Source organism: Cognataquiflexum aquatile, assembly GCF_003316845.1.
GTDB classification, from domain to species: domain Bacteria; phylum Bacteroidota; class Bacteroidia; order Cytophagales; family Cyclobacteriaceae; genus Cognataquiflexum; species Cognataquiflexum aquatile.
This window is the reverse complement of record NZ_QMIK01000003.1, coordinates 260,628-283,827: the sequence shown is the minus strand read 5'-3', so window position 1 is coordinate 283,827 and position 23,200 is coordinate 260,628. Positions and strand designations below refer to the sequence as shown.

Here is a 23,200-nt window from a genome sequence, read left to right as displayed (position 1 = left end):
GTGCTATTCACTGTAGACCATATGGGGAAACTTGTTTTCTTCTGCTACGCGGACGAGGATTTCTCCCTCCATCAATTTGGCTTGGCAAGATAACCTTTCGTGACTTGCCAACCTGCCAATTCCTTTGAAAAATTCTTCCTTGTCAGTGAGTGGAGAGAGATTGCCCATTCCTCCCAAAACTATGATTTTGCAGGTGGTACATCTTCCTTTTTTTCCACATGCATGCATCCAATCAATGCGGTTTTCATGGATTAAATCAATAACTTTACGGTCACCATAAGGGGAATTGATCTCTTTATGGAATAAATTTTGAATTATAATTTTCAGCATGGTTTGTGCTTAATTCATAAAAAATCCGATAAATCTATATGTCTGCTAAGTTAAACAGCAATTACGTAGAAAACTACGCCAAGGAATTCAGTAAAAAAGTTTGTGACGGATACTTTCCCACCAAAAAATACATGACGGGGCAGGAAATCATCACACTAACACCAAGCGTTCAAGTCAATTTTTTTATTATCAAAACTCTCTTTGAAGCTTGGCAAGAGGAATTGGAAAAACTCAAAAGCAATCCTTTTTTTGATTACAGGGATAAGGCAGTGTATGAGGCGCTAAGGGAATTTATGAATGTCCTTTCCCGCACCATCAAGATTGAACGTGCCCATTTTGAGCCGATTCTTGTCCAGTCAGTAAAGGATTCGATTTCTTTAGCGGTAAGCCCGTTGGATTTTTACAAAGCAGAATTCGCCAAAATCAAAGGAAATGAAATCAACCAATATCTCAAAGAAAATAAAAAATATATCAAGTGGCACACCAATCTGATCACCAACCTGATCGATAAGGCAGGATTATCTTATACCCATGAGGCCTACCAAGAAGCATTAAAAACAAATTTACAGAACCAAAAAGAAAAATTAGAATCCTACAAAATACTCCTGAACAGCATGGGACAGGTAGTCTTTCTGGATTTTGACCAGATTTTTGATGGAAACTATGTTCCGGTCAAGGAGACCCCCAAATCTGATCCCATTCCCTTAGAAAAAATAAATGACAGTTCTTTCTTTGATACGCTGGAGGATGTCAAAGAATCAGAATTTGAAAGCAAATCCAACACTGAAATTGAGGATCACAACTGGCAGGAGGAGGAACACGTACTTGAAAATATTCCCTCGCAAAAACTGTTCAAAACCATCCGGCCTGATCAGGGAATAGATCCTGCCAAAGTCTGGGCGAGGTTTGAGACCGAGGAATATTCGATCATGAAAGGAAGTATCAAGGAACTTTCAGAAAGTGTCGGCCTTAACCAACGGTTTATGTTTACAAAAGATCTTTTTGACGGCAATCCTGATCTTTTGAAACATGCATTAAAATCAATAGATGAATGCAACAGTTTTGTGGAGGCTATCCACCTGTTAAATGAAAGGTATGTGGGAGAATTAGGCTGGAACAAAGATTCCGAAGCAGTCGATGAATTTCTACAGCTGGTTTTTAGGAAGTTTGATGTCCGTGGATGAAAAATTTTTTTGCAGTCATAAAATTCTGAATCCATAAAAATAACTGTCAATCATACCCATAAATTCATTCTTTGGACTCGGGCTTGCTATGGTTAAATTGATTTCTTTTTACATCATTATCTACCGGTTCATAAAATTTTAATCTCTAAATGTAGTTTTGATATTTATATTTATTAATATTCAATTTAAATGGACAAAAAATTGACTTTTTAAGAGCAATTCAAATATTAAAATGACTGGTTATTTTAAACTAAGGCGCATAGTATTGGAGGAATTGAAAAATGGACTCCCAAAAAACTTAACCTATCACGACATCGGCCATGTGTTGGACGTATTGGGTGTGTGTAATCAATATATCAAAAGAAAAAAAATCAAGGGAACTGATGCCTACCTTCTCAGAATAGGGGCTTTGGTTCATGATATGGGATTTATAACCACTACCCAAAACCACGAAGAGGTGGGTGCGGATATGGCCAAAAAAATAATGGAATCCTTAAAAATGGATCCGAAGCATATCGAAATTGTCCGGGGCTTGATAATGGCCACCAAAATCCCCCAAAATCCGCAAACTGAACTTCAGAAGATCATATGCGACTCAGACCTGGATTATCTGGGCAGAAAAGATTATGTCGAAATCAGCGGCAAACTCTATCAGGAGTTGAAATCCACCAATGTGATCAAAACACGCGAAGATTGGGTAGAATTACAGATCAAATTTTTGAAAAGCCATTCCTTCCATACTGATTTTGCCAGAAAAAACAGGGAACCCAAAAAACAGTTTTGGCTTCAGAGCATTATCAAAAACGAGAATTATTAACCTATTCTGCTCAGTAGCTGAATCCTATGGGAATCAAGCTTGATAAAAATAAAAAGCAGAATCGTGAATGACCAAAGCGATGAACCACCATAGCTAAAGAAAGGCAGCGGGATCCCGACAACAGGAAACAAACCGATAGTCATGGCAATGTTGATCATGAAGTGGAAAAGAAGGATTGAAATCACACAGTAGCCATATATCCTCGAGAACCTATTTTTTTGCCGTTCTGCCAACATTACCAATCTAATAAGTAAAGCACAAAAAAGCACGATCACCACCAGACTTCCTACCCACCCGAATTCTTCACCAAGTGTACAGAAAATAAAATCTGTATGTTGCTCCGGTACAAAATCAAACTTAGTCTGGGTCCCTTCCAAATAACCTTTGCCAAAAAATCCTCCTGACCCGATTGCAATTTTTGATTGGGTGACATTCCATCCCACACCAAGGGGGTCAATATTGGGATTGAACAAAACCATTATCCTGTTTTGCTGATGCTCCGGAAGTTTGGAGACCACATAATCAATGCTGTAGGAATACCCCACAATCAAAACCCCAATCCCGAGTAAGCTGATGATTCTTGGAATCTTCTTTTTGCCTAATAAAATAAGTATTAAAATGATTACCCCTACTCCGATGGCAAGGAATAAGTTGTTTTCAATTCCCAAAGATAAAAGTGTGATTGCTATAAACGACAAACCAAAAGCATAATACCATTGTGGCATCCCCTCTCTGTATAACATTATGAAAAAAGCGAAATAAACCATTGCTGTTCCAGTATCCGGCTGTAGCATGATCAATATCACCGGGACCATGATCACACCTATCGCTTGAAGCTGATATTTGAATTGGTTTAGATCAAAAGTAGATCGCTCCATCAATTTGGCCAATGCAAGCGCTGTGGCAAATTTTGTGAATTCCGCCGGTTGAATTCTGAATGCACCAAAACCAACTGAAAGTATCTGTCCATTTACTTCCTTTCCTATAAATGGTGTGATAATGAGCAGAATAATAAAAAAACCATACAATATTAAGGAGAGGTTCTCGAAAAGCCTGTAATCTGCCACCATGATGACAGTGATCAGCAGAACTGCGGTACCTATCCAAACAAGTTGTTTTCCTGAATTAATGGAAAAGTCAAAGATGCTTTTTATGGATTGTTCGTCATAGACCGCCGCATAGATATTGATCCATCCTATTATTACCAAAACGGAATAAATAGCTATGGAAATCCAGTCTATTTTGTTGATGTATAGGTCGTCTTGTCTCACATTACATAAATTTCCCTACCAAGACATATTCCTCCAAATCGAGCCTTTTGACTTCCCGTCTGATATACATTTCAATCATCAGACTGGCGGTACTTGCTGCTGCCCTACCACCCCATCCTGCATTTTCCACATATACTGCAATGGCTATCTGAGGATTTTCTTTTGGCGCAAAAGCTATAAATACAGAATGGTCTTCACCTTGGGGGTTTTGGGCAGTTCCTGTTTTTCCTGCAATGGTGATGTCCGGAATAGCCGCTCTAGCCGCGGTCCCGTAGATTGCCTCTGCCATGGCATCTTGGATCAAATCAAAATGATGGGCATCCACACCAACCTCTTTCCTAGTCCTGAATTCCTCCGGGATTTTATTTGGGTCACCATCGATTGCCTTGATCATATGTGGGGGATAATAATATCCCTTATTGGCAAATATGGCAGCAAGGTTTGCCATCTGAAGAGGGGTGACGAGCATCTCTCCCTGTCCGATAGAAAGGGAATAAATGGTAGAATACTTCCATCTCCCCTCTCCATAAATCCTGTCATATAATACAGAAGACGGAATGGAACCGCCTTTTTCATTTTTCAAATCAATACCCAAAGATGATCCTAAGCCAAATTTCAAAACAGATTCTCTCCAGGCATTCAATCCCAATTCAGTGTCTTTGAAGGTGTTGGTTGAAACTTCTCTGTTGATCATGGCCCTATAAGCCTGATGGTAATAGGGGTTGCAGGAATTCCTTATTGCCCCAAATAGGTTGACAGGACTTGGGTGATTATGACATGCTACCAAAGATCGGTTACAACTGTAAGTAGTATTTGGTGTCAAAACACCCATTTGAAGGCCAACCAAAGATTGGACAATCTTAAATATAGACCCCGGAGGATACATGGCCATGATTGGCCTGTTAAACAACGGCTTGCTTTCGTCCCTGTTCAGGTCCATGTAATTGTTCCCAAAGAGAGCCCCTGTCAATAAATTCGGATCATAAGTCGGGGCGGAAATCATGGCAAGGACCTCACCTGTTTTGGGCTCAATGGCTACTACTGAACCTCTTTTGCCTGCCATCAATTTTTCTCCATATTCCTGAAGCACGAGGTCTATGGTTGAAACCAGATTTTTGCCTGCCACCGAGGCGGTATCAAATTCACCGTCTTTAAAAGATCCTTTGTCAACACCCCTTACATTGACAAGTTTGTATTTCACCCCTTTTACGCCACGAAGGTCATTTTCATAGAATCCTTCAATGCCACTTAGTCCTACATAGTCCCCCTGCCTGTAATATTTAGAGGAATCTCTCTCAAGCTGATTTGAACTTATCTCCCCAATATATCCTAGCGCATTGGCCGCACTTGGCTGTGGGTAGGACCGAACCGACCTTGTCATGACAAACAATCCCGGATAATCAATCAAAAAATCCTGTATCCGAGCAAAATCCGTGGTCGAAATCTGTTTGATCAAAGGAGATGGTTTGACTGAAGAATATTTTTTTGCGGCAGTATAAGTCTCAACCAGATATTCTTTACTGATTTTGAAAATCTCACAAAATCTTGTGGTATCGCCCACCTGAAATTCTCTTGGTATGACCATTAGATCAAATATGGGGTAATTGTATACCAGAATCTTTCCTGTCCTGTCATATACAAGACCGCGATAGGGGTGGTCGACTACTCTTTGAATGGCATTACTTTCCGCTTTTTTTAAAAAACTGTCATCAACAACCTGGATCAAAAATAATTTGGTCAGGAGCACTGCTCCGATAATGATAATGGCTATAATAATTGTAATCGGCCTTTGCTCGTTCATTAAATCCCTCTCCTTCTTCTGTAAAATAACAGTTGAACAATAATACTCATTACTGTTACAAAAATAACACTAGCAATTATTTTTTGAAGGGATGTGAAGAATAAATCTGTTCCTAAACTTTCAATGTAGAAAAACAAAGTATGATGAATCAAAACAAGTGGGATGCTATAGGAAAGAAACCACCCAAAGCCCATATTCAACAAGCTTGGCTGAAGGTCATCATCATAGCCTCCCGGAGGCACCAATACTAAAAGCCAACGGTGTCTGACAAAACCAATAATAAGTAGGGCAGCAGTGTGGATTCCCAGCGTATCATAAAACAAATCCACACCCATTCCTATAAAAAAACTAATCAGCAAAGTCGGAATTGTCTTTAGATCAATTGGAAGAAGAATAATGTAAGTAACATACAAAAAACAAAAAGCTGAACCGAAAAGCACAAGATTTTTGAGCACCAAAACCTGAAACACCAGATAAAGGAACCCGGTAAGCAAAATGGAGATTACCCTTATACTATTCATTGCTTATTCCGGTTGATTGGTACAAGGAATCAAGTTCCGGCTGTTGGAAACTTTCTACCAAATAGACGTATGATATTCTTGAAAAATCGGTATCCAATTTTAATGTAATGTCAAGGTAATTGGTGTCAGTACCAGGCTTTACTTCTATAACAGTTCCTATTGAAATACCTTCCGGAAAGATGGAATTATATCCCGAGGTAACCACCTGATCGCCTAAAGCGACCACCACATGCCTGGGTACATACATCAGTTTTGCCTGCTCAGGATTTATCCCATCCCATTTGGTAGAACCAAAAACATCATTAGACTTGATCTTAGAGGATACCAATAGATCTGTGTGAAGCAAGGAAATGATCGTCGAGAAATTACGGCTGACGCTTTTAACCCTTCCCACGACACCCTGTTCGTTGATCACTCCCATTCCTGATTTTACACCATGGTTAGACCCTTTGTTGATAGTCAGGTGATTTTGTGCAAGCCTAAGGGAATTGTTGATGACCTTTGCTCCTTTAAATTGCATGGTAGCCAGCATTGCACTGTCAAGAGGAATAAAAACAGAATCTGCCGGTTTCCGAAGTGCTTCTAATTCAGTGAGAAGTTGGGCGTTTTTTTCCACCAGGCTTTTGTTGACCGATGAAAGCGAAAAGTAATCCACAACATTGCTTTGGGTCTGGAAAACAGAACCACTCAATTCATTTGAACTATTAAAAAACGCAGAGCCTTGCTGAGAATTATTAGAAACAATCAACGAAATCGCCACTGCCTCCAATAATACAAACAACAAAAACGCCCTTATTCGGTATAAAAAGAGGAATATCCGCTGCATCCAACCATTAAGTCATCAAAACTGTCCTGAAATTATTGATGTTCTTCAGTGCTGTGCCAGTTCCCCTCACTACTGCCCTCAGTGGATCTTCGGCAATATGGATAGGTAATTTGGTTTTTTGGTGTAGTCTTTTGTCAAGACCCTTCAGTAATGCGCCACCACCTGTAAGATGGATACCATTGTCATAAATGTCAGCGGAAAGTTCCGGAGGTGCTATTTCCAAAGCCTTCAAAACCGCTTCCTCGATTTTGGAAACTGATTTATCCAAAGCAAAGGCGATTTCAGAATAAGAAACTTTGATAACCTTTGGAATTCCTGTCATGAGGTCACGTCCTCTGATTTCATAATCCTCCGGAGCATCGTCAAGCTCTGTCAAAGCAGATCCGATGGCTATTTTTACTTTTTCTGCAGATCGCTCACCTATCAAAAGGTTATGTTGCCTCCTCATGTAATCGAGGATATCTTTGGTGAAAGTATCTCCGGCTACCCTGATGGACTGGTCTGCCACAATTCCTGAAAGGGCTATAAGTGCGATTTCGGTGGTACCTCCTCCGATGTCGACTATCATTGAACCCATCGGCTTCTCTATGTCTATCCCGATCCCGATCGCAGCTGCAATCGGTTCATAAATCATATACACCTCTTTTGCACCTGCATGTTCTGCGGAATCCCTGACGGCCCTTTTCTCAACTTCCGTGATTCCCGATGGAATACAAATCACCATTCTATGTGATTTTGGGAACATTCCCTTTTTGTGGCCGGGGATCATTTTGATCAATCCACGGATCATTTGCTCTGCAGCATAAAAATCCGCAATCACACCATCTTTAAGTGGCCTGATTGTCCTGATGTTTTCATGCGTCTTTTCGTGCATGTTCATCGCATCCTTTCCCACGGCAAGGACCCTGTTATTGGTCCTGTCAATCGCAATAATGGAAGGTTCATCAACCACTATTTTATCCTTGTGTATAATTAAGGTATTTGCAGTACCTAAGTCAATCGCAATATCACTTGAAAAAAAATCGAATAATCCCATTATTTTTTGATTGAGTTGATGATAGATAATCTTTTAAATTTAGCAAGGAAGCGTGTAACTTCTAACGTGGGTCGGCAAAATTATTATCTAATTCCCAATTTATTACAAGAATCCAATTTTTTTTTGTGGGAATAAATTTATTACCTTTGCACTGTATTACCAGAATCGAGGGGGGACACAAGTCCCCTCTTTTGTTTCCTATACCTGAACAAATGAGCTTAAAAAGTACACTTGAGGAAATTGTTTCCAAACATCTGCCTGACGAATCCTACTACTTGGTAGACATACAGCTGGTAGAAAAGGGTCCCAAATCCCAGTTGACAATCCTTATCGATGGCGACCATGGTGTCAGCATCGAGGCTTGTGCCAAGGTAAGCAGACAGATCGCTGAGGAAATTGAAGCAAAGGAATTATTGTCAGATGCCTACATTTTGGAAGTTTCCTCACCCGGGCTGGATTTTCCTCTTTCTTCCAAAAGACAATATACCAAAAATGTCGGAAGAAAATTGAAATTGACCCTAAATGATGGAAAAGAGTTGGAAGGTCAACTGATGGAAGTTGGAAATGCAGAGGTAAAAATACTTTGCAAAATCAAAGAAAAAGGAAAAAAAGCTGAGGACAGGGAAATCACCATCCCGCTCGACGAGATAAAAAAATCAATTGTGTTAGTCTCTTTTAAATAAACAAAATGGATGCTAAAGTACTCATAGAATCATTTGCAGAATTTGCAAAGTCTAAAAATGTGGACCGTCCCACCATGATCCGCATATTGGAGGACGTGTTTAGAGCGATGATTCGCAAAAAATTCGAAACTGATGAAAACTTTGATGTAACCATCAATGCTGACAAAGGTGACCTTGAAATCTTAAGGATCAGAGAAATTGTTGATGACGATTCAGAAGATATTTGGGATTTTGACAAAATCAGTCTGACCGACGCCAGAAAAATCGAACCTGATTTTGAAGTTGGAGAAGATGTCTACGAAAAAATTGAGCTAGAGGAATTCGGAAGAAGGGCAGTGATGATGGCAAGGCAGACTTTGATCCAAAAAATCAAAGACCTTGAAAAAGACCTTCTCTTTAACCAATATGAAGAATTGGTAGGGGAAATAATCTCAGCAGAGGTATACCAGATCCTGGGAAGAGAAACCCTGCTTATCGATGGAGAAGGCAATGAATTGATCCTTCCAAAAGGAGAGCAAATTCCAAAAGACCGATTTAGAAAAGGGGACAGCGTCAGAGCTATTGTCCATAAAGTGGAAATGGTGAATGGCAACCCACGAATCATACTTTCCAGAACATCTCCGATTTTCTTGGAAAGATTATTTGAAAATGAAGTTCCTGAAGTATTTGACGGTCTGATTACCATCAGAAAAATCGTAAGAGAACCGGGTGAAAGAGCAAAAGTAGCTGTAGAATCTTACGATGACAGGATTGATCCTGTGGGGGCATGTGTCGGAATGAAAGGAAGCCGTATCCATGCCATCGTCAGAGAACTTCAGAATGAAAATATAGATGTTATCAACTATACAGACAACCTTGATCTTTATGTCTCCAGAGCTTTGAGCCCTGCTAAGGTATCTTCACTTACTGTTGACAAAGAAAACAAAAGAATATCAGTGTATTTGAAGCCTGACCAAGTCTCAATGGCTATCGGAAAAGGTGGGTTTAACATCAGGCTTGCATCGAGGTTGGTCGGGTATGAAATCGACGTCTTCAGAGAACTCAACGATTACGAAGAGGAGGATGTGGATCTAGAGGAATTCGGTGATGAAATCGACAATTGGGTGATTGACGAATTGAAAAAAACCGGATTGGATACCGCCAAGAGTGTTCTTTCGCTTACAAAAGAGGATCTTTTGAGAAGAACAGAACTTGAAGAAGAAACAATTGATGAAATATTCAGAATATTAAAACAAGAATTTGAACAGTAATTTAGGTCAGATTTACCCAATAATTTGGCCTATATTTGCCATCAAATTAAGAAAGTGCTTTAGTGTATGTCAGAAGAAAAAACGATGCGACTAGGCCAGATAGCCAGAAAACTCAACGTAGGTATTTCTACGATTGTAGAATCAATGGCTAAAAAAGGCTTCGATGTCGAAAACAATCCCAACTCCAAAATCAGCCAGGAGCAATTTGATATGCTGGCCAAGGAGTTTAAATCCTCTGCGCAGGAAAAGGAAGAGGCCTCCCACCTTTCGATAGGCAAAAGGCATCATGAAACCTTTACCATCGAAGCAGAATCTGAAGTAAAGGAGGAAAAGAAAGCAGAACCAGTTGCAGAAGTCAAAAAACCTGAACCGGCAAAGCCCATAATTGAAACTCCTAAAGCCGAAGAACCGCCGCAAGAGAAAGTGGCTATTGATGCTCCAAAATTACAAGGGATAACAGTTTTAGGGAAAATTGATTTGGATGCTCAAAAGCAAGCTCCAAAAAAAGAAGAGGTTAAACCTCAACCAGTTCCTGTTACTCCTCCGACTCCACCAGTAGTAAAGCAGGAAACTCCTGTCCAAGAAAAAGTGGAACCTAAACCTCAGGCTGTGAAGCCTCAGACTGAAGACAACACTAAGAAAATTCAGGAATCAGTGAGACCTGAAAAAGCACCATTCCAAGAAAGACCAAAAACAGCACCCCAACCAAAGCCGGTACCTGAAAGGGTCGAAAAAATTCAGCCGCCTGTTGAAAGGATTGAGCCAAAGCAGGAAGAAAAAGTAATTGCGGCAAAAGCAGATGCTTTGAAAGGACTTACTGTATTGGGTAAAATTGAACTTCCTGATGATAAATCGAAGAAAAAAGGGAAACCAGTAGCTTCTTCTGATGAAAAAGGAAAAGACAAGAAAAAAAGAATTCGTAAGAGAATAGATAAAAAAGACGGTCCTGCAACCAAAGGTCCAGGTCCAGATGCTTCCAAACCGAGACCTGCAGGTCAAGCTCCGGCTCAGGGCGGACAAAATCCTCCACAAGGACAAAGGGATAGGAAACCGGCACAACAACAGCATCAGCGTCCTCAAAGACCCGGTCAACCGCAGCAAAATGTTAACCGGATACAAAAGGCCGAACCAACCCAGAAAGAAATCCAGGATCAGATCAAACAAACACTTGCAAGATTGCAGGGAGGTGGAAAGGCTGGTAGTGGAAAATCGAAAAGAAGGGACAAAAAGGCTGACCGATATAGAGAAGAACAAGAGGGAATCGAAGATTCTAAAATCCTACGCGTAACTGAATTCATTTCTGCCAACGACTTGGCTTCACTGATGGATGTGTCGGTTAATGAGGTCATCTCAGCATGTCTTTCATTGGGAATGTTCGTTTCGATCAACCAAAGATTAGATGCTGAAGCCATCACCATCATCGCTGATGAGTTTGGATTTGAGGTGGAATTTACCAAGCCTGATGAAGAATTTGAGGTCGAGGAAATCGCAGATACTGCCGAAGACTTACAAGAAAGAGCACCGATTGTGACCATCATGGGCCACGTGGATCATGGAAAGACCTCGTTGCTTGATTTTATCAGAAGGTCAAAAGTAACCGCTGACGAGGCCGGGGGAATTACCCAGCATATCGGTGCATATGATGTGACGACTACCGATGGACACAAAATTGCATTTTTGGATACTCCGGGTCACGAAGCATTTACTGCTATGAGAGCCAGGGGTGCAAAAATCACAGACGTTGCCATCATTGTAATTGCGGCTGATGACAGCATCATGCCTCAAACCAAAGAAGCCATCAACCATGCCCAAGTGGCAGGTGTTCCAATGATTTTTGCCATCAACAAAATTGATAAACCAAATGCCAACCCTAATAAAATCAAGGAAGAATTGGCAAATATGAATCTCTTGGTAGAAGAATGGGGTGGTAAATACCAGTCCCAGGATATTTCTGCCAAGACAGGATTGGGCGTAGACGACCTTCTTGAAAAGGTATTGTTGGAAGCAGAGATTCTGGAATTAAAAGCCAATTACAATAAAAAAGCTGTAGGAACTGTCATTGAAGCATCTTTGGACAAGGGCCGAGGTTACGTGACTACAGTTATGGTACAGGCTGGCACATTGAATATCGGTGATATCATACTTGCAGGCCCTCACTACGGCCGTGTCAAAGCAATGACCGATCACAAAGGAAAGAAGCTAACCAAGGCAGGACCATCCACACCGGTACAGGTTTTGGGATTGGCAGGCGCACCTCAGGCGGGGGACACCTTCAAAGTGTACGAATCCGAAAGAGAAGCTAGAGAAATCGCCAATTCCAGAGAGCAGATTATGCGGGAGCAAAGTATGCGAACCAAGAAACACATTACCTTGGATGAAATCGGAAGACGACTCGCTATCGGAAGTTTCAAAGAACTCAACATTATTATCAAAGGCGATGTGGACGGTTCCGTAGAAGCACTTTCCGATTCATTGTTGAAGCTTTCCAAAGAGGAAGTATCTGTGAGCATCATCCATAAAGGTGTGGGTCAGATTTCTGAATCTGATGTACTCTTGGCCTCTGCTTCAGATGCCATCATATTGGGATTCAATGTCAGACCTTCCACCAATGCCAAAAAACTTGCAGAGCAGGAAGAAATCGAAATCAGACATTACTCCATCATCTACGATGCGATCAACCAAATCAAAGATGCCATCGAAGGGATGCTTGAACCTGAATTTGAGGAAATCATTACAGGCAATGTCCTTGTAAGGGAAGTCTTCAAAATTTCTAAAATCGGAACCATCGCAGGTTCTTATGTGACGGATGGATTCATCACCAGGAAAAACAAAATCAGAATCATTAGACAGGGTATTGTCATCCATGAAGGAGAGATCGACCAATTGAAGAGATTCAAAGATGACGTTTCTGAAGTGAAAGCGGGATATGAATGTGGTATTTCCATCAAAAACTTCAATGACATCGAAATCGATGATACCATGGAAGGCTACATGATGCAGGAAATCAAAAAGAAAAAATAAAGTTTTGAAATATTTCAAGAAAAAAGGAACGGCACAAACTGTTCCTTTTTTTTATTTTGATGATATGCTAAATGCCCTACTCTTATTTATCCAAATCTTGGTTTTCCTTTCCTTTTTTTGCCTAATTGTAGGACTGATTCGACCTGTTTTGGTTTTATGGTTTTTGGATAGATTCAACAGGCTTCTTGTCATTAAGATTTATGGATCATGTACATTTGGCCTTTTGGTTCTTTGGGTAGTCATGGAATTTTTTATAGGTCTCAGATAAAATTCCCCGCCAAATCACAAAAACCTGACAAGCCTCATGTTTTTTAGAAAAAAATTCTAAATTTAGATTCCCATATTAAATTCACTTGAGAAAAACGATTTCCATATTCCTTTTGTGCTGCTTCGCATTGTATCATTTCGGATACTATGTGGCGTATTTTTCCTTTCAGTTTCAAATCGAAAGCGATTGGATGGAAAAAATATACAGCGACAATCAGGAAGGCTTAGAAGAAAAGTTATTGGAAATCCCTTTATCTGTTCCCTATATGGCCGAAGAGGAAGAATTTAGGGCGACAAATACTTCCTTTGAAAAAGATGGGCAAACTTTCAGAGCGATCAAACAAAGATACGTAAACGACACCCTTCAGATTGTTTATGTCCCTGATACTGCCAAACGTATATTGGACAATACCATCAAGCAGTGGGTAAGTTCTCTGGTCCAGGATGAATTGCCTGATTCAGGGAGCAATTCTTTATTGGTCAAGTTATTTATTAAAGATTACACCCAGCCGTTGAATGATTTTGATTATTCTGCGGTTGCTACCGAATTGGAAAAAAATTTCATGGGTTTCATTTTTTCATCCTACCAAAACAATTATTACCATCTCAATTCCCCACCTCCAGAGTTAGCCTGAATTCATTCTTTTTCGGACCTCTTTTCTTATTCCAAAAGGACATTCTTAATTGCTATGCCGCTTTGCACTCCTTTTTAGGAGAGTTTGGCAATATGTATGATTAAGATGCTTCCAATTTGGCTTGAGTTAAAATGGTCCAAGATCCCCCTTTTTCACAATCGGGATTAAAAAATGTATCATTCAACCTAACACAATGAAATGAAAAAAATTATACGCTTTACTGCTATTCTGGCAGTATGCTTTGGCTTATCCTTCACATCCTATGCACAAACTCCTTGGGATGAGGTCATGATGGGCAGAGGCGAAATCTGTGCTGCATTGATATACGAGCATTCATCTTGGGACCAATATTGGGAAGGCACGTATCTCCGTGAAAACGCCAACATCGGCACATTTACACGCCAAACTGCAATGCCGATGATCGCCATGGGTTTAACCAAAAAAATAAACCTCATTGCAAGTGTTCCTTATATCAACACAAAAGCTTCTGGCGGTACACAGTCCGGTCAATCAGGTTTTCAGGACCTTAGTCTTTCTGTAAAAGTAGATTGGCTTCAAAAACAATTGGGAAATGGAAAATTGTTATTCCTCACCAATGCTCATTTCAGCACACCCGTTGGCAATTACCTCTCAGATTATATGCCATTTAGTCTTGGAACAGGAGCTCCTGAACTTGGACTTAGAGGAATTGGGGGCTACAAAATGGACAATGGGCTCGTCTTTCGCGCTTCACTTGCTTATCTGTGGCGAGGACAAACCGAAGTGGAGAGGGATTACTATTACGAGAACGGAAGTGTCTATTCTTCTTTTATGAATGTTCCTAACGCCCTGAATTTTCATGGGGCCATAGGATATTGGGCATTTGACAACAGGCTTAGAATGGAGGCGACTTTTATGAGCCTAAACTGCCTGACCGGTGATGACATCCGCTCCTATAACAGGCCTCAACCGACCAATAAAATGGAAGTCAGCCAGGTAGGAGCCTGGGTCCAATACTTTATCAAATCTGATCAAGGTTTAGGTGCTTTGGCCTATTTCAACCAAACCATAAATGGCAGAAATATGGGAAAAGCCACCACCATTGGTTTGGGTCTTACTTATCAGTTAAAAGTCTATTAATCAAAGCATTTTATGAAAAAGCTCAAAATATTCTATACATATCTGTTTTTACTCACCTTCACAGTCAGTTCTTGTATTGAAGAGACACCTAATTATTATGAATTCGAGGATTATGGATTCGAAACATTAGATGAAAACGGTGGGACATGGAAAACAATCTTGGTCAGCACTCCTACCCAAATTAATATCCCACAGCCAGAGGCAACAAGTTCAGCAGCCTACCAAGGAGAACTGAATGCAGTGAAGCAACAAATGTCAGGATTGACACCCTCCCAAACCGAGGCCGTAAATTATTGGACCAACAATCCAGTTTTAAGATGGAATGAAATCGCCTTGGAACTTGCTGCTAAATACAACCTAATCCCGGGTCCAAATGCAGACGGAACTTACACACTACCAAATCCTGCCAATCCTGTAGGTCCGCCGTCATTTCCATTTGCCCATCCCCCCTACACCAGCAGGATGTTGGCCTATTTGAGTGTAGCTCAATTTGATGCTTTGGTGGTCGCTTGGCACTACAAATACGAGTTTAACCGCCCCTCCCCTTACCAGGTGGACAATTCCATAAAACCGGCCTATTCTCCAAGCCAACTTCCTTCCTACCCCTCCGATGGGGCCACCATTGCAACTGTGTCGAAGGAAATTTTAACTGTCATGTTTCCGCTTGAGGCCATTTATCTGGAAAAAAAGTACCAAGAGCATCTTGCCAGTCTGGTCCATGCCGGGATCAACGTCCCAAGTGACATCACCGCCGGTAATATCATTGGAACAGAAGTAGTCAAATTAGCCAAACAACGGGCTTCCACTGATGGTATGTCCAAAGCCCAAACTTCAAAGCCAGTTTCAGATTCGATTGCAAATGCCGCTTTTGAAAGGTTCGGTTGGAAATGGCAGAATATGGAAACGCCACAGAGACCTGTTGGATTGACTCCTCTTTTTGGAAAAGTTAAAATGTGGAATGTTCCCACCGTAGAAGAGGTAAGACCTGGACCTCCACCCGCTCCTGGTTCAGTGGAATTTGAAAAAGATGTTGCAGAACTGAGGAAGTTTGCTTCACATATGACTATCAGTCAACGCAGAATCGCCAATTGGTGGGAAGATGGCCTTGGTTCATATACTCCTCCCGGCCACTGGAACAAGTTTGCCAAAGAAGCCATTGTAAAAGCAAAATTAAATCCCCTCAGATCAGCAAGGATTTTTGCATACATGAACACCGCCATTATGGACGCAGGCGTGGCATGTTGGGATACAAAATATTATTATCATTACCCGAGACCTATAGAGACGATTGCAGGATTCAAAACCATTCTGGGCACTCCGAACTTTCCTGCCTATACTTCAGGGCATAGCACTTTCTCTGCGGCAGGGGCAGAAGTTCTCGCTCATTTCTTTCCGGCTGATGCCGCACAATTCAGAGCTTGGGCCGAAGAAGCTGCAGTTTCCAGGCTTTATGGAGGAATCCATTATCGTTTTGACGCTGAGGTAGGTGTGGCCCAAGGTAAAAATGTCGGAACCTACGCAGTCAACAGGGCCAAAAATGATGGGGCCCAATAAATGAAAGCCTTCTTCTATTTAGGAATCTTAGCCTGGGGTCTTCTGGAAATCCTGAAAGTATATTTCATCATGCCCATGCCCGGTAGTCAGCAATGGGATAGTGTGGAGTTTGCTTATTTAATACATCAGAACCGCTGGATTTTGCGTGCCTTGTTTGGTATAATGATTTTGGTTGGAGCAAGAAATGCCTTTTCTATTTCCAAAAAATGGATCCCCCTTCTTTTCATGGTTCCATTGATCATCATCATTTACACATTCAATTTCGAGTTGCTGGCAGAAAGGATGTTTCAACAACCGGGAAACCTCTCTTTTTATGACAAAGAGAGTTATGATGAAAATGACAGCAGTCTGGTGGTTGCGATTGTGCAGGAAGGAAAAGCCAAAGCCTATCCGATCCGGTATATTTCTTACCACCATCAGGTAAGGGATTCCATTGGTAGCACGCCAATTATGGTGACCTATTGTAATGTCTGTAGGACAGGACGGATCTTTTCTCCCATCATTGATAGCAAAAGCGAAGAATTCAGACTTGTTGGGATGGACCATTTCAATGCCATGTTTGAAGACAAAACGACAGGAAGCTGGTGGCAGCAAGCTACAGGAGAAGCCATTGTTGGTCCATCAACTGGAAAATCATTGGACGAACTTGAGTCTGAACAAATGACAGCTGCCACTTTCTTTTCACTGTATCCTGAAGGTTTGATCATGAAAGCGGATCCAAGTTTCCTTTCAAAATATGATTCCTTGGGGAAATTTGAAAAAGGAAAAAGCACCAGCAATCTGACCAAGACAGATTCAATTTCCTGGAATGAAAAATCATGGGTTGTAGGAATTTCTTTAGATGGCGTCTCCAAAGCTTATGATTGGAACGGACTCCAAAAAGAAATTATCATCCATGATTCTGTAGGAAACCAACCCATTGTATTGGTATTGGCCGAAGACAAGCAAAGCTACGCTGCATTCAAAAGAGAACCTTTTCATTACTTCCAAATAAAGGAAGATACCCTGTATTTGGGAGAATCAAAATACAATCTCGCCGGAAAATCCATGAATTCAGGCACACCAAACTTGGAGAAAATCAATGCTTACCAAGAGTTCTGGCACAGCTGGAGGACATTTCATCCCCGAACTGAGATTTACAAAATGGAAAAAGAAAAAAATTCCTAGCTATCCAAATGACTTAAAATAACGACTAAAAAAATTACCAAAAAAAGGGTTTGATTGATATACATCCCCGGCTTAAATAATGAGCCGGGGCTGTTTTTTTAATTTACATTGACAGGTTGAGCCATTTCTTTCTTTAGACTCTTTGAGGCCAATATGATCAAGGCTATAGAGAGGACAAATAACAAAGAAGCAATGATGGCCAAGATATACACATTGTTTTGGAAGTTGTTCCAAGCAAATAATCCCAAAGAAGTCAACGTCACCGTAAACATAAAAAACATAGGGATGGTCACAAAAGTGGCATTGACCTTTTGCCTGATCAGCCATACCGCAATGGTCAACAGCGCCAAAGCAGCTAGCAATTGATTGGCGGAACCAAAAATCGGCCAAAGGGTAGTAAAACTCCCGGAAGCCAACAATAAAATGGACAAAATGACTACCACGGTAGTGGAAACGTACCTGTTTTGGGAAATCTTTGCCCCAACAGGATGTTTTACATCTTCAAAATATTCCTGTAAGGTAAATCTTGCCAACCTAGTACAGGTGTCCAAGGTGGTCAAAGCAAAGGCAGAAACCGTCAAAGCCACAAAACCGACAGCAAACTGCTCAGAAATTCCAAGGGTAGAAATCATACTCCCCAATCCTGTCGAAAATAAGCTTACCGGCCCTTCTGAGCTCAAACGGTCCAAATACTCTCCCCTACTCAGGACTACCACTGCCCCGACAGATATAATTGCTAAAAAGGATTCTATCAACATCCCACCATAGCCCACTATTTTGGCATCACTTTCTTTATCCAACTGCTTGGAGGTAGTACCTGAAGCAACCAAGGAATGAAATCCTGAAATGGCACCGCAAGCAATGGTCACAAACAAAACCGGAAACAAGTATCCCAGATTGTCTGCATTGATATGGATTTGAGTATCCATTTTGATTTCAGGATTAGAAATAAAAACGCCGATTACCGCGGAAATCATCAAGCCATACAACAAAAAACTATTCAGATAATCCCTTGGCTGCAGCAATAATGTAACTGGGGTAACTGAAGCTAAAAAAGCATATCCCAGCAGAAAATAAATCCAAAGCTGATAGTCTAAGTCAAATGGAAGCTGCATTCCTAGATACACAAAATAATACATCAAAATCACGCCGATCGTGGTATTGATGACAAATGCTGTGTTGTTGCTTCCAAAAAATTTGTTGACATATCCGAAGGCGACGGCCAAAAACATGAATAAAATAGAAGCAGACGCCACTCCAGGATTGCTGACAAAGGTCTTGGCTATGATATCGGAGAAAACTCCAATCACAAGAATCAAAGTAGAAAAGCTGAAAATGATAAAGAGCTGCTTGCCTTTCCTTCCTATATTATTCTGAATAATAACACCGATTGATTTACCCTGATTTCTCAAAGATGCCGCCATGCTGCCCAAATCATGGACTGCACCAAAAAAAATACCTCCTGCCAAAATCCAAATTACCGCAGGGATCCACCCAAAAGTAACAGCAATGATTGGACCAACGATCGGGCCCGCCCCCGCTATCGAGGCAAAGTGATGACCCAACACTACCAAAGGCTTGCTCGGTACATAATCAATCCCGTCTTCATACAGGTGGGAAGGCGCTTTCCTTTTGTCATCTAGACCGAATTTTTTATAAGCAAATTTCCCGTAAGTAAAATAAGCTACAACAAGGATAACTCCCGATATGATCAATAAAACTGGTAAGGTCATTTTTAATTGGGTTAATAAACCTTGAATTTCTTTCAATTCAATCAAATAACAAATATAATTCTCAGGTTTTAAGCCCGGAAGTATAATAAGTACTGAATTTCTTACTTTAAACCATGTGCATAGACCTGATGTAAAAAATGAAGTTCCTTCCCAAATTTTATTTAATGGATAATAGCTATAAATTTGTACTCCCCGAAACGCAGCTTTTGGTCTAAATGAAAATATAATATGGCTTGGTTCAAAAGGACAGATAAAGGAATAAAAACCTCCACCGAGGAAAAAAAAGATACCCCAGACGGTTTGTGGTTCAAAACACCCCAAGGCAATATCATCCATACCAGAGAACTCAAAAACAATTCATATGTATGTCCTGACGATGACTTCCATGTCAAAATCGGATCCAAAGAATACTTTGAAATTCTTTTTGATGGAAACAAGTTTAAAGAACTTGACACCGAAATGAAGTCTGGCGATCCGTTAAATTTTGTGGATACCAAACCATATAAAGGAAGAATCGCTGCAACTATCCAAAAAACAGAGTTGAATGATGCCGTCAGGACAGCTGTTGGTAAAATGAATGACTTGGACCTTGTGGTAGCCTGTATGGATTTCAATTTTATCGGAGGTTCCATGGGCTCAGTAGTCGGCGAAAAAATCGCAAGAGCGATCGATTATTCCCTAAAAAACAAAATTCCATTTTTGATGATTTCCAAATCAGGCGGGGCAAGGATGATGGAAGCGGGATTCAGCTTGATGCAGATGGCTAAAACATCCGCAAAATTGGCCTTATTGGAAAAAGCTGCTATCCCCTATATATCACTTTTGACCGACCCAACCACAGGAGGTGTTACAGCATCTTATGCGATGTTGGGTGATTTTAATATCGCCGAACCTGAAGCTCTTATCGGATTTGCAGGGCCTAGGGTCATCAGGGAGACCATCGGGAAAGATTTGCCAAAAGGATTTCAGAGCTCTGAATTTGTGTTGGAACACGGCTTCTTGGATTTCATCATCGACAGGAGGCAGTTGAAAAACAGATTGACGACTCTTCTAAACCTTCTCAGGAATTAGGAAGTTATCTATTCAAATTGAAAAAAAGACAAATCTCAAAAATCAGGGTCTTTTTGGTCGATTATATTGATTAATAAATATATTTGTGTTCCCAAATCGGGCTTAATACTGAAATTAAAAAGTAAAATAATCATTAAATGGGTTCAGTAATTATTACCTCAATAGTAGCATTTACACTTATCATTTTGCTGCTCGTTTTTATCCTGTTGTTTGCACAATCTAAGTTGGTTGCCTCAGGTGATGTCAAAATCATTGTGAACGGGGACGAAAGCAACCCAATTGTAGCATCAGCCGGATCCACCCTGTTAAGCACTCTTGGCGGCAAAAAAATCTTCTTGCCATCAGCCTGTGGGGGTGGTGGTACCTGCGCCATGTGTAAATGCGTCATCGAAGAAGGCGGAGGAGAAGTCCTTCCCACTGAAGAAGGTCATCTAAGCCGAGCTGAAAGGCAAGGCAACGTGAGGCTCTCTTGCCAAGTCAAGGTGAAGCAAGACATGAAAATCAGGATTCCTGAAGAAATCTTCGGAATCAAAAAATGGGAATGTGAAGTTATTTCTAACTACAACGTATCTACATTCATCAAGGAATTCAAGGTGAAATTGCCTGAAGGCGAAATCCTTCACTTCGAATCCGGTGGATATATCCAGATCGATGTTCCTGTGACAACAGTCAAATTCAAGGATATGGATATCACTCCACATCCGGACTTGGGTCACCCTGCCGATGTTTATAAGAGTGATTGGGACAAATTCGGTTTGTGGGATTTGGTGATGAAAAATGATGAAGAGCTCTTCAGGGCATACTCTATGGCCAATCACCCTGCTGAAGGAAACATTGTCATGCTGACTATCCGTATAGCAACACCACCTTGGGATAGAGCAAATAACAAATGGATGGATGTAAATCCGGGAGTTTGTTCTTCCTATGTATTCGCAAGGAAACCAGGCGATAAGGTAACCATTTCAGGTCCTTATGGTGAGTTCCACATCAATCCTACTCAAAGAGAAATGATCTACATAGGTGGTGGCGCCGGAATGGCACCGCTGAGATCACATATCTTCCACCTTTTCCACACAGAAAAGACAGACAGAAAAGTATCTTATTGGTATGGAGGAAGGTCCAAAAAGGAATTATTCTATACACCTCAATTCCGTGCCATTGAAAAAGATTTTCCAAACTTCAAGTTTTTCATAGGGTTGTCCGAACCACTTCCTGAGGATAACTGGAAGATCAAAACTGACATTGATGACAGTGAAGCGGATGGATATGTAGGATTTATTCACAAAGTACTTTACGATAACTATCTTAAAAACCACTCAGAACCAGACGAGATTGAGTATTATCTCTGCGGCCCACCATTGATGAACGCTGCGGTTCTGAAACTGCTCGATGATATGGGAATTCCAAAAGAGAATATCAGATTTGATGACTTTGGAGGTTAATCCTAAAATTTAGAGTCCCGCAATAGCGGGACTTTTTTATTTCCCTCTGGATTTTTTAATTATTTTTGGATAGCCTTTAAAACATGTCCATGAATATTCGACAATACTTTGATCCGATTCCTGAATTCATCACCACCCAAACTTATAGCTCCAATTCATTTTTCAATTTCATACATTTTCATGGAGAAACCTTTCCTGATTTGAAAGGATTACAAATAGCCATTATTGGACTCAGCGAAAACCGCGGAATGGCAAAAAGTGAAAGTATAGAAAGAAGTGCTTCCGAAATCCGTGATAAACTTTTCCACTTAAAAAAAGGCCATGGACTTTACAAAATAGCTGACTTGGGTGATTTGAAGAGAGGAAGTACGAGAGAAGAATCCCTTCAGGCAATGGCCACAGTTGGTGAGTACTTGATCAAAAAACAGATACTACCGGTCTTTATTGGCGGGACCCACGACTTAGACTTGGGGCAATACCTTTCTTACCAAAACCTGGAAAAACTTGTTTCCATGGTCACAGTGGATGCTAAGGTAGACATGGAAGAGGAAGGGATGCCTTCTGATAACCATTCCCAGGAAATCATATTACACCAACCAAACTTTTTATTCAATTACAGCCATGTCGGCTACCAGAGTTTTCTGGTAGATAAGGACCTAACAGGGGTGATGGAAAAACTCTATTTTGACCATGTCCGACTCGGGCATGTAAGAAGTAATTTTAAAGAAATTGAGCCAATTATCCGGAATGCAGATTTGCTGAGCTTTGACATCTGTGCGATCCAATCTTCAGATGCCCCCGGGGCCGCCGATGCACAGCCATTTGGGCTTTCGGGAGAAGAGGCTTGTCAGATCAGTAAGTTTGCTGGGATGAATGAAAAACTTTCCTCATTTGGGATTTTTGGATACCAGCCTTACTATGACGACAACAAAAACAAGACCGCTTCTGTCATTGCAACGATGATTTGGTATTTCATAGAGGGATTTTATGACAGAAAAGATACCCTGTCTTTCAAGGGAAATGACTATATCAAATATACCGTATCTTTGGACCTAAAACCTTCCACACTGATATTCTATAAAAGCAAGAGGAGTGAAAAATGGTGGATGGAAATCCCACATCAAGATCAGTTCAAATATGATCGAAACACCATCATTCCCTGTAGCTACCAAGACTATCAAATGGCCCAGTCAGGGGAAATACCCGAAAGGTGGATCAATGCCCAGTTGAAGCTTCTTTGATGAAAACTTATACCAAGCAACAATTGGCCCTCAGAAACGGGCAGGACAAACCGGAAATATGGGTAGCTTACAAAGGGGAGATTTATGATGTTTCAGAATCTAGACTTTGGAAAAACGGAAAGCATTATGAGCATTGGGCAGGACAGGATCTTACCGACGAACTACCGGATGCCCCACATACCGCAGAAGTATTCAGAAAATTTAAAACAATAGGTCTTTTGACAGAATGAT

20 protein-coding genes are annotated in these 23,200 nt (G+C 40.9%); 13 read left to right on the top strand and 7 right to left on the bottom strand.

Annotated elements, in window-relative coordinates:
- Positions 1 to 3: 3 nt before the first annotated feature.
- Positions 4 to 330, bottom strand: a complete 327-nt coding sequence (locus DQW11_RS10055; RefSeq protein ID WP_113923942.1) for a 2Fe-2S iron-sulfur cluster-binding protein — start codon at positions 328 to 330, stop codon at positions 4 to 6.
- Positions 331 to 368: 38 nt separating this feature from the next.
- Between DQW11_RS10055 and DQW11_RS10050 the strand changes: the two genes are divergently transcribed.
- Positions 369 to 1,514, top strand: a complete 1,146-nt coding sequence (locus DQW11_RS10050; protein ID WP_113923941.1) for a hypothetical protein — start codon at positions 369 to 371, stop codon at positions 1,512 to 1,514.
- A gap of 232 nt (positions 1,515 to 1,746) precedes the next feature.
- A complete protein-coding gene (locus DQW11_RS10045) occupies positions 1,747 to 2,331 on the top strand; it encodes an HD domain-containing protein (RefSeq protein ID WP_113923940.1) in 585 nt (194 codons plus the stop codon).
- Here the strand turns inward: DQW11_RS10045 and rodA are convergent.
- The 5 genes from rodA to DQW11_RS10020 are packed head-to-tail and all read right to left on the bottom strand — an operon-like array spanning position 2,328 to position 7,786.
- The gene (gene rodA / locus DQW11_RS10040; RefSeq protein WP_113923939.1) at positions 2,328 to 3,602 is read right to left on the bottom strand and encodes a rod shape-determining protein RodA; all 1,275 of its coding nucleotides are present in this window, start codon (positions 3,600 to 3,602) and stop codon (positions 2,328 to 2,330) included. The genes DQW11_RS10045 and rodA overlap by 4 nt on opposite strands.
- A 1-nt stretch (position 3,603) precedes the next feature.
- A complete protein-coding gene (gene mrdA, locus DQW11_RS10035; RefSeq protein ID WP_113923938.1) occupies positions 3,604 to 5,403 on the bottom strand; it encodes a penicillin-binding protein 2 in 1,800 nt (599 codons plus the stop codon).
- Entirely contained in the window at positions 5,403 to 5,924 is a 522-nt protein-coding gene (locus tag DQW11_RS10030) for a rod shape-determining protein MreD (protein ID WP_113923937.1), read from the bottom strand. Before DQW11_RS10030 ends, mrdA begins: the two co-directional genes overlap by 1 nt.
- Positions 5,917 to 6,750, bottom strand: a complete 834-nt coding sequence (mreC, locus tag DQW11_RS10025) for a rod shape-determining protein MreC (RefSeq protein ID WP_113923936.1) — start codon at positions 6,748 to 6,750, stop codon at positions 5,917 to 5,919. The genes DQW11_RS10030 and mreC overlap by 8 nt, the downstream gene beginning before the upstream one ends.
- Before the next feature lie 7 nt (positions 6,751 to 6,757).
- Positions 6,758 to 7,786, bottom strand: a complete 1,029-nt coding sequence (locus DQW11_RS10020; RefSeq protein WP_084118681.1) for a rod shape-determining protein — start codon at positions 7,784 to 7,786, stop codon at positions 6,758 to 6,760.
- A gap of 212 nt (positions 7,787 to 7,998) precedes the next feature.
- Between DQW11_RS10020 and DQW11_RS10015 the strand changes: the two genes are divergently transcribed.
- From DQW11_RS10015 to DQW11_RS09980, 7 genes are all read left to right on the top strand, one after another.
- Complete coding sequence (locus DQW11_RS10015) at positions 7,999 to 8,469, top strand: ribosome maturation factor RimP (RefSeq protein WP_113923935.1); 471 nt, start codon at positions 7,999 to 8,001, stop codon at positions 8,467 to 8,469.
- Between the two features lie 5 nt (positions 8,470 to 8,474).
- A complete protein-coding gene (nusA, locus tag DQW11_RS10010; RefSeq protein WP_113923934.1) occupies positions 8,475 to 9,719 on the top strand; it encodes a transcription termination factor NusA in 1,245 nt (414 codons plus the stop codon).
- A 66-nt stretch (positions 9,720 to 9,785) separates the two neighbouring features.
- A complete protein-coding gene (gene infB / locus DQW11_RS10005) occupies positions 9,786 to 12,740 on the top strand; it encodes a translation initiation factor IF-2 (protein WP_113923933.1) in 2,955 nt (984 codons plus the stop codon).
- 458 nt (positions 12,741 to 13,198) lie between these two features.
- Complete coding sequence (locus DQW11_RS09995) at positions 13,199 to 13,642, top strand: hypothetical protein (protein WP_232826717.1); 444 nt, start codon at positions 13,199 to 13,201, stop codon at positions 13,640 to 13,642.
- A gap of 198 nt (positions 13,643 to 13,840) precedes the next feature.
- Entirely contained in the window at positions 13,841 to 14,761 is a 921-nt protein-coding gene (locus DQW11_RS09990; protein ID WP_113923930.1) for a transporter, read from the top strand.
- A gap of 12 nt (positions 14,762 to 14,773) precedes the next feature.
- Positions 14,774 to 16,315, top strand: a complete 1,542-nt coding sequence (locus DQW11_RS09985; protein ID WP_113923929.1) for a phosphatase PAP2 family protein — start codon at positions 14,774 to 14,776, stop codon at positions 16,313 to 16,315.
- Positions 16,316 to 17,482 (top strand): DUF3179 domain-containing (seleno)protein, encoded by a 1,167-nt coding sequence (locus tag DQW11_RS09980; RefSeq protein ID WP_113923928.1) that lies wholly within the window; start codon positions 16,316 to 16,318, stop codon positions 17,480 to 17,482. It begins immediately after the preceding gene.
- Positions 17,483 to 17,580: 98 nt separating this feature from the next.
- Here the strand turns inward: DQW11_RS09980 and DQW11_RS09975 are convergent, their stop codons facing one another.
- Positions 17,581 to 19,215: a carbon starvation CstA family protein gene (locus DQW11_RS09975; protein WP_113924215.1), complete on the bottom strand. Its 1,635-nt coding sequence runs from the start codon at positions 19,213 to 19,215 to the stop codon at positions 17,581 to 17,583.
- Positions 19,216 to 19,443: 228 nt separating this feature from the next.
- Here DQW11_RS09975 and accD point away from each other — a divergent pair, with 228 nt between their 5' ends.
- From accD to DQW11_RS09955, 4 genes are all read left to right on the top strand, one after another.
- The gene (accD, locus tag DQW11_RS09970) at positions 19,444 to 20,286 is read left to right on the top strand and encodes an acetyl-CoA carboxylase, carboxyltransferase subunit beta (RefSeq protein ID WP_113923927.1); all 843 of its coding nucleotides are present in this window, start codon (positions 19,444 to 19,446) and stop codon (positions 20,284 to 20,286) included.
- Positions 20,287 to 20,423: 137 nt separating this feature from the next.
- Positions 20,424 to 21,728, top strand: coding sequence for an NADH:ubiquinone reductase (Na(+)-transporting) subunit F (nqrF, locus tag DQW11_RS09965; RefSeq protein ID WP_113923926.1), 1,305 nt, complete (start codon positions 20,424 to 20,426; stop codon positions 21,726 to 21,728).
- An 89-nt stretch (positions 21,729 to 21,817) separates the two neighbouring features.
- Complete coding sequence (locus DQW11_RS09960) at positions 21,818 to 22,969, top strand: formimidoylglutamase (RefSeq protein WP_113924214.1); 1,152 nt, start codon at positions 21,818 to 21,820, stop codon at positions 22,967 to 22,969.
- Positions 22,969 to 23,199 carry a cytochrome b5 domain-containing protein gene (locus DQW11_RS09955; RefSeq protein WP_113923925.1) on the top strand — a complete coding sequence of 77 codons (231 nt, stop codon included), beginning with the start codon at positions 22,969 to 22,971 and terminating at the stop codon, positions 23,197 to 23,199. The genes DQW11_RS09960 and DQW11_RS09955 overlap by 1 nt, the downstream gene beginning before the upstream one ends.
- Position 23,200 lies beyond the last annotated feature (1 nt).

Bases quoted from the DNA above. Each gene is read 5' to 3' on its own strand.
- DQW11_RS10050 (WP_113923941.1), top strand. From the start codon at position 369: ATGTCTGCTAAGTTAAACAGCAATTACGTAGAAAACTACGCCAAGGAA.
- DQW11_RS09960 (WP_113924214.1), top strand. From the start codon at position 21,818: ATGAATATTCGACAATACTTTGATCCGATTCCTGAATTCATCACCACC.
- mrdA (WP_113923938.1), bottom strand. From the start codon at position 5,403: ATGAACGAGCAAAGGCCGATTACAATTATTATAGCCATTATCATTATC.
- DQW11_RS10045 (WP_113923940.1), top strand. From the start codon at position 1,747: ATGACTGGTTATTTTAAACTAAGGCGCATAGTATTGGAGGAATTGAAA.
- DQW11_RS09955 (WP_113923925.1), top strand. From the start codon at position 22,969: ATGAAAACTTATACCAAGCAACAATTGGCCCTCAGAAACGGGCAGGAC.
- DQW11_RS10055 (WP_113923942.1), bottom strand. From the start codon at position 330: ATGCTGAAAATTATAATTCAAAATTTATTCCATAAAGAGATCAATTCC.
- accD (WP_113923927.1), top strand. From the start codon at position 19,444: ATGGCTTGGTTCAAAAGGACAGATAAAGGAATAAAAACCTCCACCGAG.
- DQW11_RS09985 (WP_113923929.1), top strand. From the start codon at position 14,774: ATGAAAAAGCTCAAAATATTCTATACATATCTGTTTTTACTCACCTTC.
- DQW11_RS10020 (WP_084118681.1), bottom strand. From the start codon at position 7,786: ATGGGATTATTCGATTTTTTTTCAAGTGATATTGCGATTGACTTAGGT.
- DQW11_RS10030 (WP_113923937.1), bottom strand. From the start codon at position 5,924: ATGAATAGTATAAGGGTAATCTCCATTTTGCTTACCGGGTTCCTTTAT.
- DQW11_RS10015 (WP_113923935.1), top strand. From the start codon at position 7,999: ATGAGCTTAAAAAGTACACTTGAGGAAATTGTTTCCAAACATCTGCCT.
- infB (WP_113923933.1), top strand. From the start codon at position 9,786: ATGTCAGAAGAAAAAACGATGCGACTAGGCCAGATAGCCAGAAAACTC.
- DQW11_RS09975 (WP_113924215.1), bottom strand. From the start codon at position 19,215: ATGACCTTACCAGTTTTATTGATCATATCGGGAGTTATCCTTGTTGTA.
- DQW11_RS09995 (WP_232826717.1), top strand. From the start codon at position 13,199: ATGGAAAAAATATACAGCGACAATCAGGAAGGCTTAGAAGAAAAGTTA.
- mreC (WP_113923936.1), bottom strand. From the start codon at position 6,750: ATGCAGCGGATATTCCTCTTTTTATACCGAATAAGGGCGTTTTTGTTG.
- DQW11_RS09990 (WP_113923930.1), top strand. From the start codon at position 13,841: ATGAAAAAAATTATACGCTTTACTGCTATTCTGGCAGTATGCTTTGGC.
- nqrF (WP_113923926.1), top strand. From the start codon at position 20,424: ATGGGTTCAGTAATTATTACCTCAATAGTAGCATTTACACTTATCATT.
- DQW11_RS09980 (WP_113923928.1), top strand. From the start codon at position 16,316: ATGAAAGCCTTCTTCTATTTAGGAATCTTAGCCTGGGGTCTTCTGGAA.
- nusA (WP_113923934.1), top strand. From the start codon at position 8,475: ATGGATGCTAAAGTACTCATAGAATCATTTGCAGAATTTGCAAAGTCT.